This is a genomic window from Faecalibacter bovis (assembly GCF_017948305.1).
Taxonomy (GTDB): domain Bacteria; phylum Bacteroidota; class Bacteroidia; order Flavobacteriales; family Weeksellaceae; genus Empedobacter; species Empedobacter bovis.
The window spans coordinates 345,946-358,012 of the sequence record NZ_CP072842.1; the positions used below are offsets into that span (position 1 = coordinate 345,946).

General features: G+C 30.7%; 11 protein-coding genes. 3 read left to right on the forward strand and 8 right to left on the reverse strand.

What is annotated here, in order from left to right; translation table 11 throughout:
• Positions 1–5 precede the first annotated feature (5 nt).
• The 5 genes from J9309_RS01745 to putP form a co-directional block, all read right to left on the reverse strand.
• Entirely contained in the window at positions 6–818 is an 813-nt protein-coding gene (locus J9309_RS01745; protein WP_230476736.1) for an endonuclease/exonuclease/phosphatase family protein, read from the reverse strand.
• Between the two features lie 232 nt (positions 819–1,050).
• The gene (locus J9309_RS01750) at positions 1,051–1,920 is read right to left on the reverse strand and encodes a rhomboid family intramembrane serine protease (protein ID WP_230476737.1); all 870 of its coding nucleotides are present in this window, start codon (positions 1,918–1,920) and stop codon (positions 1,051–1,053) included.
• A 13-nt stretch (positions 1,921–1,933) separates the two neighbouring features.
• Positions 1,934–2,692, reverse strand: a complete 759-nt coding sequence (locus J9309_RS01755; RefSeq protein WP_230476738.1) for a rhomboid family intramembrane serine protease — start codon at positions 2,690–2,692, stop codon at positions 1,934–1,936.
• A 2-nt stretch (positions 2,693–2,694) separates the two neighbouring features.
• Positions 2,695–4,521 carry a DNA mismatch repair endonuclease MutL gene (gene mutL / locus J9309_RS01760; protein ID WP_317192140.1) on the reverse strand — a complete coding sequence of 609 codons (1,827 nt, stop codon included), beginning with the start codon at positions 4,519–4,521 and terminating at the stop codon, positions 2,695–2,697.
• Between the two features lie 115 nt (positions 4,522–4,636).
• Entirely contained in the window at positions 4,637–6,136 is a 1,500-nt protein-coding gene (gene putP / locus J9309_RS01765; RefSeq protein WP_230476739.1) for a sodium/proline symporter PutP, read from the reverse strand.
• A gap of 80 nt (positions 6,137–6,216) precedes the next feature.
• Here putP and J9309_RS01770 point away from each other — a divergent pair, with 80 nt between their 5' ends.
• From J9309_RS01770 to J9309_RS01780, 3 genes are all read left to right on the forward strand, one after another.
• The gene (locus J9309_RS01770) at positions 6,217–8,220 is read left to right on the forward strand and encodes a thioredoxin domain-containing protein (protein WP_230476740.1); all 2,004 of its coding nucleotides are present in this window, start codon (positions 6,217–6,219) and stop codon (positions 8,218–8,220) included.
• Positions 8,221–8,353: 133 nt separating this feature from the next.
• Entirely contained in the window at positions 8,354–8,914 is a 561-nt protein-coding gene (locus J9309_RS01775) for a DNA-3-methyladenine glycosylase I (protein ID WP_230476741.1), read from the forward strand.
• A gap of 40 nt (positions 8,915–8,954) precedes the next feature.
• A complete protein-coding gene (locus J9309_RS01780) occupies positions 8,955–9,845 on the forward strand; it encodes a DMT family transporter (RefSeq protein WP_230476742.1) in 891 nt (296 codons plus the stop codon).
• A 26-nt stretch (positions 9,846–9,871) separates the two neighbouring features.
• Here the strand turns inward: J9309_RS01780 and J9309_RS01785 are convergent, their stop codons facing one another.
• From J9309_RS01785 to J9309_RS01795, 3 genes are read right to left on the reverse strand one after another with little or no spacing between them, the layout of a single operon-like run.
• Entirely contained in the window at positions 9,872–10,810 is a 939-nt protein-coding gene (locus J9309_RS01785; RefSeq protein WP_230476743.1) for a DUF1574 domain-containing protein, read from the reverse strand.
• Positions 10,810–11,265, reverse strand: a complete 456-nt coding sequence (locus J9309_RS01790) for a GNAT family N-acetyltransferase (RefSeq protein ID WP_230476744.1) — start codon at positions 11,263–11,265, stop codon at positions 10,810–10,812. The genes J9309_RS01785 and J9309_RS01790 overlap by 1 nt, the downstream gene beginning before the upstream one ends.
• Positions 11,265–12,065: an SDR family NAD(P)-dependent oxidoreductase gene (locus tag J9309_RS01795; protein WP_230476745.1), complete on the reverse strand. Its 801-nt coding sequence runs from the start codon at positions 12,063–12,065 to the stop codon at positions 11,265–11,267. Before J9309_RS01795 ends, J9309_RS01790 begins: the two co-directional genes overlap by 1 nt.
• Positions 12,066–12,067: the final 2 nt, after the last annotated feature.

Genomic DNA, 12,067 nt, shown 5'->3' on the forward strand with positions numbered 1-12,067 from the left:
TAAAACTAATTATGAAGTTTATAATTGATAATTACTGGAAAATGATCTGAAATTTTTTTCCTAATCACCTTGGCTTCAATAACCTCAAATTGGTCTGAATGGAAAATATAATCAATTCTGATCGGAAATTTAAACCCATGGAAAGTAGTTCCATTCCCTTTACCAGCTTTAATAAACGAATCAGAAAGATATTTTGTTATTTCTTCGTATTCGTAAGAATTCGGAGTTGAGTTAAGATCTGATGCCAATAAAACTGGATGTGGCGATCTTCTTATTGTCGGAATTAAAAGTTTTAATTGATCTACGTGAACTTTCATTCCGTTAACCAATTTTACTTCTAATTTTTTACTTGTTTGTTCTATTTCTTCTGTTGTATCAGAATTAATTACATCTTTCACCAATGCTTTATCAATATACATTGGTTCCATGTAAAGATTAATCACACGAATTGTATCAAAACCTAAATCAATATCCGCATATGCAGCAATTCCACTATTCGATCTATCTGGAGATTCAATTCGATTCGTTTTAATAATCGGGAATTTACTATATATACTTAGTCCTGCGTAGTATTCTGCATAATATCCATCTAACTTTTTATTTTTCCAAGAGCGATGAGTTTTCTCTCCACCTTCCTGAAAAAGCATAATATCCGTTAAATTATTTTCTATCAAATCAGTTAAACCATCATCTTTAAATTGATGTGTATTAAATGTCATAACTGATAAATTCGGCGTTTCCTTTGATTGTTTACTTAAATTAACCAATGGATAAGATAAATAAATAGGATAAAAAGTAGGGATAGATACGATCAACATCAATAAAAAATGACGCCATGAAAATATTAACCAGTAGCATAAAAATAGTATAACTATAAAAAATACGATTGGATAACCAATTGAAATAAAGTTGAAATATGGAATTTCTACAGGCGTGAAAATCTTGTTTAAATAAATGGTGCACGCGACAAGTACTACTATAAAATTTATAGTAAGAACTAATCTATTGAAGTAATTCAATTTAAATTTATCGCGACTAAAAATACCCATTTTATCTTCCTTCCTTAAACAAAAAATCTTTTTCTTCTTTTGATAAACTTTCGTAACCTGAACGTGAAATTTTATCTAAAATCGTATTAATCTTATTTTGTTTTTCTACTTTTTGATGATTGAAATCGTAATCATTTTTTGGAACTTTATTAGAATTTGATTTCGAATAATTCTTATATGTTTTAAATGATGATTTCTTTACTTTTTTAGAAAATATATTTTTAAAATTTTGAATGAAGTTACCTAAAAAATCATTTCCTTTTTCAAATTGTTTCATATAAAGATAACCAAAAGCCATTCCGCCTAAATGCGAAATACTTCCTCCCATATTTGTTCCTTTCAAAATAATTTGAAGTAAGTCTAACCCAAGGAAAAAATACCCAAAATATAATATTGGAAAACTAGATGGGAATAAAACTAAACGTACTGGCATTCTTGGATTATAACTGATAACAGCGAATAATAAAGTATAAATCGCTGCTGAACTTCCTGCCAATAAACTTGTTGTTTTTATAGGAAATATTAAAAAAGATAAACCTCCTACTATTCCACCAAAAATGTAGAAAGTAAGTAAATCTTTATCTCTGAAAAATTGTAAGAATAATTGACCAATGAAATATAATAATATCATATTCATCAATAATTGCCAAACATCAAAGTGCATCCATGTATAAGTGAGAATTGACCAAGGTTGTAAAGCAAAATTCTCTTGTATGCGTGGCAATCTTAACCAATTACTTACAGCAATACCTGCAAAATTATCAATTAACCACAAAGAGAAAAATATTACAACATTGATATAGATAATCTTTGTTGTAATATTTCCTGTTTTATATTTTAATTTTAAATCGTCTAAAATTCCGTTTACCATATACTATACAGTTTTAATTTCTTCGGTATAAATTCTTTTTCCAATTTCGGATATATAAGAATCCAATCAACGCACCACCTAAATGGGCAAAATTTGCAACATTATTCCATTCATAACCTCTTACTCCCATAAATAATTCGAATAAGATTAAAACAGGAATAAAATATTTCGCTTTAATCCCGACAGGAAAAAATATCAAGGCTAATTTTGCATCTGGATATAAAACTGCAAACGCTAACAACAATCCATAAATTGCACCAGAGGCACCAACCATTGGGGTTGTGAACTGTCGTTGCAAACTATCTGCATTAATATTATTTTTAATAAGTTCTGAAGTTCTATACTCACCCGAAATATTCATTTTAGACAATTCATAAATTTCAGAGATAGAAAAACCATCTGCTACAACCAATTTTTGAAGTTGACTCACTTCTATATAATTGACTAAATTGAATAAAAAGAAACCTCCAAAACCAGCAAATAAATACAGCTTTAAGAATCTAGTTTGCCCTATTGTAGTTTCTACAGCGGATCCAAATGACCAAAGCGCAAACATATTAAATAAAATATGTGAGATGTTCGGATAACTTGCATGCATAAACATATGCGTAACTAATTGCCAGCTTTCAAAATTTGGTGAACCTGGATAAAACGCACCTAAAATTACCGATAAATTTATTCCTTTCGACTGAAATACAATCGTTGCCAAAAAGAATAAACCATTAATTATCAACAAATTTTTGGTAATCGTAGGTATTGGTTGTCCCATCATAATTATTGTAATATTTTTTCGATCTCAGTTGTATTCATCTGAACAAAAATTGGTCGACCATAAGGCGAATAATTTGGGTTCGGTAATCTGAATAATTCTTCAACTAAAGATGTTGCTTGTTCTTCTTTTAAAGTTGTTCCTTTTTTTACAGCAGCATTTTTTGCTAAAATTTTAGCAAAGGATTGATCTAATTCTAAAGTTTCTTTAAAATCTAATTCATCAATAAAATCCATAAAAATAGAAACCACGTCTTCTTGCTGAACATCTACTGGTATTGCATTAATTTGGATCGCTTCTTCGTCTAACGAAATATCAAAACCAAAACTTAGCAATTGACTTTCGACGTCGATTAATTTTTGACGATCATTCGGCGATAAATCTAATTCAATCGGAAAAAGCATTTGTTGTACCAACGCATTATCACGTTTTGAATGGATAAATTTTTCGAACAATATTTTTTGATGCGCTCTATGCTGATCAATTATTAACAATTCTCCTCGATATTCAACAATCAAATATTTACTTTGCCATTGAATAACTTTGAATTGTTCTGCTTGTCCAACTTCAGACTCAAATAATTGATTTGATTGTTCAAAATTCGATTCAAAAATTTGATGTGCATGATTATTTTCAATTTCTAATTCAACTGCATCATTATAAAAATCCATTGTAGATTTTATAGCAGAAGGCTTTGGCGCTCTGTAATGATTATCGTTAGAAAATGGATTGAAATTTTGATCTACAGAAATCTCTGGAATTTTAATATCTGCATCCTCTTTTGCTGAAGGAATAAATGCCCAGTTTGGATCTTGTTCAAAATCCAACGAAGGAATTACATTAAATTGTCCTAATGCATGCTTTACAGCTGCTCTAATAATTGTATAAATTAAAGCTTCATCTTCAAATTTTATTTCCGTTTTTGTTGGATGTATGTTAATATCAATCCTAGAAGGATCCAATTCTAAATACATAAAATATGAAGGTTGATATCCTGCTGGTAATAGCTCTTCGAAAGCATCACACAAAGCATTGTGTAAATATGGACTACGAATAAATCTATTATTTACGAAGAAAAATTGCTCTCCTCTAGATTTTTTTGCCGCATCAGGTTTCCCAACATATCCTTTGATTTTTACAATCTCGGTATCTTCTTCAACTGATATGATTTGTGAACCTAATTTTTTACCAAAAATTTGAACAATTCGTTGTTTTAAATTCCCTGCTCTTAAATGATAAATTTCTGAATCATTGTGATGTAAATAAAAACTTACATTTTCGTGAGCTAAAGCGATACGTTGAAATTCGTCTTGAATATGTCTAAATTCAACTTGATTCGACTTCAGAAAATTTCTACGAGCTGGTACATTATAAAATAAATTTTTAACCGAAATTGAAGTACCTGTTGGGCAAACAACCGGATCTTGATTGCGGACTTCTCCCCCTTCAATAATCAATTGCGTACCTAATTCTTCAAATTCACGTTTGGTTTTTGTTTCTACCTGAGCCACCGCAGCGATTGAAGCTAATGCTTCACCTCTAAAGCCTTTGGTATGGATAGAAAATATATCTTCGGTCGTTTTAATTTTAGAAGTCGCGTGACGTTCGTAAGCCATTCTTACGTCTGTTACACTCATCCCACTCCCGTTATCTATAACTTGGATTAAACTTCTACCAGCGTCTTTACATATTAACTGAATTGTTGTAGCACCTGCATCAACTGCATTTTCAATTAACTCTTTCACAACAGAAGACGGGCGTTGAACCACTTCTCCTGCAGCAATTTGATTTGCTACATGATCTGGCAGTAATTGAATAATATCATTCATCATTCTTCCTAAAGAAATATTTTTTCGATTCTTCTTTAAAATCTACTTTCTACAAATATACGAACAATTCTAATTTTTAAACTAAATCAACTTGCCGTTATAGGTTATAAAAAATAAATTAATTGTTTTTTATAATTTGATTTACTTGATTAAATTCTTTATCTATCTCATGTTGATCTTGTTTCGTTACAAATGAAACAATTGCAATAGCGATAAAAGAGCTAATAAATCCTGGTATAATTTCGTACCAATCTTTGTAATTATGATCTGTGTAAACCCATGTTAAAACAACAACTGCACCAACAATCATTCCAACTAATGCGCCTTGCCAAGTTGTTTTACGCCAAAGTAATGAAAGTAAAATAACTGGCCCAAAAGCTGCTCCAAATCCAGCCCATGCATTTCCAACCAGATTTAATATAGAATCCTTTGGCGATATTGATAATGCTAATGAAATAGCTGCAACAACTAAAACTGAAATTCGACTTGCGATCAATAATTGGTTTGCAGATGCTTTTTTATTTAGAAAAGCTTTATAAATATCTTCAGTCAAAGAACTTGAAGTAACTAATAATTGAGATGAGATGGTACTCATTACAGCGGCTAAAATCGCTGACAATAAAAACCCTGCAATTAGTGGATGAAACAATATTCTAGAAAAATAAATGAAAATAGTTTCTGCGTCTGTTTTAGATGAATCAAACAAAATCATATTTGTATGATCAAATTTTAACAGGTATGCAATTCCTACTAAACCTACTAACAATGCACCACCTACTGTAAAAATCATCCATGTAATTCCTATTCGACGAGCTTTTGTTAAATCAGCAACTTTATCAATGGCCATAAAACGAACCAATATGTGTGGTTGACCAAAATAGCCTAATCCCCAAGCTAACAATGAAAAAATTGTGATGGTTGAAGTTCCTGTAAATAAATCTAAATAATTTGGACCTTTAGAATCTATTATTTGAAAAGTTTCTCCTACTCCGCCAATTTCAATAATAGCAACAATCGGAACAACAACCAAGGCCAAAACCATGATTGTACCTTGAACAAAATCTGTTAATGAAACGGCCAAAAATCCTCCTAAAAATGTGTATAATACGACTACAATACTTGTAACAAACAATCCGGTCATATAATTCATTCCGAAAGCAGATTCAAATAATTTTCCACCAGCAACCATTCCTGATGAAGTATAGAGCGTAAAAAATACTAATATTAAAAGAGATGAAACTATTTTTAGTAAATGTGTTTTGTCTTTAAAACGATTTTCAAAAAAAACAGGAATTGTAATAGAATTTCCTGCAACTTCTGTATACACACGTAATCTTGGAGCAACAATTATATAATTCATAAATGCACCAAAAGTTAAACCTATTGCAATCCAAGAAGCAGATAAACCGGTTAAATACATTGCTCCTGGTAAACCCATTAAAAGCCATCCGCTCATATCAGCAGCACCAGCTGATAAAGCTGTAACTGCAGCTCCCATTTTTCTACCTCCAATTAAAAATTCTTCAGAATTTGATGTTGATTTTTTATAGGAATAAATTCCAATTCCAATCATCAAAGCCAAATAAATTCCAATTGAAATAATTTCATATGAATCCATAGTTGTCTTAAATTTTATCGAAGATAAACTTTTTCATCTATTCAATTTATTCGAACTTTAAGAATTCTAATTCTTGAATTATGACTTTTCAACAAAACAACCTCAAATCGGCAACAAGTCCATACCTAAAACAACACGAAAATAATCCAGTTTGGTGGCAAAGTTGGAGTGATGAAGTTTTAGCCTATGCACAAGAAATAAATAAACCGTTGTTAATTTCTATTGGATATTCGGCTTGCCATTGGTGTCATGTAATGGAGCATCAATCATTTGAAGATGATGAAGTAGCGAAAATGATGAACGATCATTTTGTTTGTATTAAAATTGACCGTGAAGAACGTCCAGATTTAGATTCTTTATACATGAATGTGGTACAAATTATACATCAATCAGGTGGTTGGCCGCTGAATGTTTTCGCACTACCAGATGGTCGCCCGTTTTATGGTGGAACATATTTTCCGAAACAACAATGGAACGAATTATTGGATAATATTCAGTCTATGTATCACAACAATTATTCAAAAACATTAGAATATGTAGATTCGATTGCTGATGGTTTGACGAAAATGGAAACGATTGAATTAAAAACAGAACAACAATTCTCTAAAACTAAAATTCAAGAAACATTTGATTTTTGGAAACAACAATTTGATGATGAATGGGGCGGATTTAATCGCGCGCCAAAATTTATGTTATCAAATGCATGGGAAACTATTCTTCGTTTTGGTATTCAGACAAAGGATGAAGAATTATTGATTCAAACTAAAATTACTTTGGATCGTATGGCATTTGGTGGAATTTACGATCAATTGAAAGGTGGATTTGCACGTTATTCGGTTGATCCATATTGGAAAGTTCCACACTTCGAGAAAATGCTGTATGATAATGGACAATTACTTTCTTTATATGCAAACGCCTATAAAGTTTACGGTGAAGCTGAATATAAAAAAGTTATTGAAGAAACTATAAATTGGTTAAAATTGGAAATGCTTTCTCCTGAAAATGCTTTTTATGCTGCAATTGATGCGGATTCGGAAGGTGAAGAAGGTAAATATCATGTTTGGAATGCGACAGAATTAAAAGAAATTTTAAGTGACGATTTCGAATTATTCAAAACCTATTACAACATTGATGGATTTGGCGAATGGGAACACGGGAATAATATTTTGATGCGATTAACTGATAATGGTGAATTTTGCGAGAAAAATAAAATTTCGGAACCTGAACTACAAGCTAAAATTAAAACTTGGAAATCAATTTTAAATCCAATTCGTGAACAAAGAATAAAACCTCATCGTGATGAAAAGATCTTAACTTCTTGGAATGCTTTAACAATAAAAGGTTTGTGCGATGCTTACCAAGCAACTGGAAATATTGAATATTTACAATTAGCTGAAAATGCAATTTCATTCTTGTTAGCAAACCAATGGAACGGAGAAACTTTGTATAGAAATTATAAAGACGAACAAACAACAATTCCTGGATTTTTAGATGATTATGCATTAGTAATTGAAGCTTTAATTAAATTATTTGAAACCTCAACGAATCAAAATTATTTAGAAAAAGCACAAGAAATTACTGAACAGGTTTTCAATCAATTCTACAATCACAAAAATAAAATGTTTGCCTACAAATCGCATTACGACACACCTTTGGTGAATGAAACATTTGAAATTTATGACAATGTAATTTCATCATCTAATTCGATCATGGCGAATAACTTATTCAAATTAGGAAAAATTTTAAGTCAAGAACATTACATCGAACAAGCGAAACAAATGTTATCCAACATCGAAGAAAAGATTCCCGATTATCCAACGGGATTTGCAAATTGGATTCAATTGTATTTGAATTTTAGTCACGATTTTAAAGAAATTGTAGTTATTGGAGATGAAGCCATTGATTATTTAAAACAATTGAATTTTTATTATATTCCAAATGCAGTATTTGTTGCTTCTGAAACAGAAAATTTAGAAGTTACACAACAACGATTAACGAAAGGTAAAACGGGAATACATATTTGCGAAAATTATGCTTGTAAAATGCCGGTTTATTCTGTTGATGAAGCGTTGGATGTGATTTAAATGTAAGAAACATCGACAGTTTTAATTTCGAAAATCAATAACCAAAAGTCATGTTTTACTTGTTTTAACACCTCATCAATCTAATGTTATTCTGAAATAATTTAGGATGACTAATTTAAAAAAAATCAAACCTATGGAAAAAATACGTTGCGGTTGGGTAACAAAAGATCAAATTTATATTGATTATCATGATAACGAATGGGGAAAACCGGTTTATGATGATAAAAAATTATTTGAATTTCTGATTTTAGAAAGTTTCCAGGCTGGATTAAGTTGGTTAACAATTTTAAAAAAACGAGAAAATTTTAGAAAAGCTTTCGATGATTTTGAGGTTAATAAGGTAGCCAATTTTAGTGAAGATAAAATTGAAAAATTAGTTAAAGATGAGGGAATTATTCGTCATCGTGGTAAAATAAATGCAGCCATTCATAACGCGAAATTATTTATTGATATACAACAAGAATTCGGATCATTTTCTACATTTATTTGGAGTTATGTAAATCATCACCCCATTATAAATGAATGGAATTCGATCAAAGATATTCCAGCAACGTCACAACTATCAGATCAAATTGCAAAAGATTTAAAAAAACGTGGCTTTAAATTCTTAGGTTCAACTACTATTTATGCACATATGCAAGCAACTGGAATGATTGATGATCATATAAAAGATTGTCATTGTAGAAGTTTGTAGTTTATGATAACTTTAGGATATTTGCCCAAAATTTATACACATGAAAATTGAATTAAAATATTGGATTATCCTTGGCGTTTTAGCCTTAACTTGGGGAAGTTCATTTATCTTAATCAAACAAGGATTAGTCGCTTTTACACCCTATCAAGTAGGTGCGTTGAGATTGACTATTGCAGGAGGAGTATTAGCCATTTGGGGAATCCCAAGTTTATTTAAAATTCCGAAAAACAAATTAGGTTATGTAGCCTTAGCTGGACTTTGCGGAAATTTTGTACCCATGTTTTTATTTCCTATGGCACAAACGGAAGTAACAAGTTCCATGGCAGGAATTTTAGATTCTTTGGTCCCTTTATTTATTTTATTATTTGGTGCATTGTTTTTTAATCAACGAGGAACAAAAAATCAAATTATTGGTGCAACAATCGGATTTTTAGGAGCAATATTATTAGTCGGTAGTGATGCTTTAAGTGGTGATAATAGCATCTTTCATTGCATGTTAATTGTTTTAGCAACCGCTTTATACGGATTAAATAGTTTAATATTAACTACATATTTAAACGACGTTCCTTCATTTCAATTATCGTCATCTTTATTTACAATTTGGCTTTTACCATCAATTATCATTTTATTCTTTTCAGGATTTTTTGATGTTTTCGAAGGTACAACTGCTCAATTACATAGTCTTGGATACGTGGCTATTTTAGGATTGGTAGGAACTGCTTTGGCTATGATTTTATTTTATAAATTAATTCAAGCTACGGGTTCTATGTTCTCTTCTATGGTAACCTATTTAATGCCTATTATCTCAGTTTTTTGGGGAGTTTTAGTTGGTGAAAAAATTACAGCTTTTCATATTATTGGATTTGTAATGATCCTTTCTGGAGTATATTTGACTCAGAAATCAGACAAAAAAGAAATTGAAACTACATAAAAAAAGCGTTCCGAGGAACGCTTTTTTTATTTTATCAAAGGTTTCAAATCTTCTGCTAATCTTCTCGAAAATTCATCAGCACCTTTATTATTTAAGTGTGTGGTATTGTAAAACCATTTTTGTTGGTAACTGATTGAATCATCCGAATAATCCAACAAAGGTAAATTGTGATTTTCTAAAGTCTTTTTGTAACGATTTATAATTTCATCACGATTTAACATATAATCTTGACCTTTATAAAACTCTGGAGCAATCGTAAAAATCAATTGAATATTTTCCTCTTTACATTTCTTGATTAAATCTTCCATTAAAGGATAAACATCATGATCAAATTCTGCATCTTTTGCTTTTAATGTAGCCCAATTCACATTCCATTTTCGATCATAGGATTTAAATCCTTTTGTTCTAAAATCACCACTTTTATTCAGCGTTTCTTTATCAGCTTTTTTAATTTCGTCTTGCCAATATTTTTGATTTTCGTAACGATAAAATGGAATTATATAATTTTTCCAATCCGAATCTTCATATTCTTTTAAATACGAATACAATTTATAGTTCCACAACATAAACGGAACATATTGATTTGGTTGAAAAACTTCGTCGATGTGCGAAAAAGAAAAGGTATCTAAATTCCAAACTATCGTTTTCGGATGTTGATTGTTATCTAAATATTTTAAAAAACGATAATATTGCATTTTGAACTTACTTCCGTTCAAACCTAAATTATGCGTTTTCATTTGTAACGAATCCTCCAAAATTTGAGGATTAATATGAATCATTGCACGAGAAGAACCAAAAACAGCTAAATCCACATTAATTTCACCTTTATTAACATGATCCCACTCTTGAACTTCTCCACTAAAAAGTGCTTTTTTCTTCAAAGATTCAGAATAAAATAAATCTGAAATTCCAGCGATAACATAAATGGCAAACAAAGTAGCCACGATATATTTGATGTATTTCATTACTTTCTCAACATTTCGATGTGTGGAATATCATCTTCCAAATACTCTTCCGATACTTGTTCAAAACCAAAAGATTCATAGAAGGCTTTTAAATACAATTGAGCAGAAATTCGGATAGAAGAAGTAAATAATCTATTTTCAATAGTTTGAATTGAATATTCGATTAATTGTTTCCCTAAGCCCATTCCACGAACTTTATCGCTAGTTACAACACGACCAATCGAAGGTTCGTTTTCGTAAGAAACTCCTTTCGGTACAATGCGTGAATATGCGACTATATCATCGTTTATCGTAGCCCAAAGATGTCCACATTTCAGATCTTTTCCGTCAGCATCTTGATAAATACAATCTTGTTCAATCACAAAAACTTCATTTCTTAATTGAATAATTTGATATAATTCTTTAGCCGATAATTCGTCAAACAATTTATAATGCCAAATAACTTTCCCTTCCATTAATCTAATTTTGAATATTTAGCAATAATATTTTCGAAAACTTTTTGTGGTAAAATACTTTTCAACGTGACAGAAAACTTCTGCATTGTTTTACCGATATAATAATGTGGTTTAGTACTTTTTCTATTCATAATTCCTTCGATTATCGGAATTAAATCTTCAGTTGGTGTACCTAATTGAACTTCATGGTCAATATCGGCAACCATTGCATCATATTTTGATTTATAAAAAGAGGATACAAAAGTTTTGACACGACCTTCTGCAATATTTGTCTTAATATCACCAAAATTTAAAGTTGCTATTTCTACGCCGGTATGACGATTTTCTAAACGAGCTGATTCAACCAAACGGTCAATCATCGCTTTCGAAGCCGAGTAATATCCTCTAAAAGGCAAACCGTTATTACTCGCAATTGATGAAACATTTAAAATATGACCTGATTTTTGTGCACGCATGATAGGTAAAACTTCTTGCATAGTGAACAAAGTTCCATAAACATTTACATTAAGAACTTTTTCTATATCATCTTTCGAAGCATCTTCTACAGCACCAAGCATTCCAATACCTGCATTATTAATCAAGACATCAATGCGATTATTAGTTTCTGATAAAATTTGCTGAAAAGTTCGTTTTACATTCTCTTTATCTGATACATCTGTTGGAATATGAGTAAACTTCTCCAATCCTTTTTTGGTACGAGATAAACCATAAACGGTATGTCCTTTGTCGTAAAAATAGTTGGCCAATGTTAATCCAACTCCAGACGAAGTTCCTGTAATAACAATAACTTTTGCTTGCATTT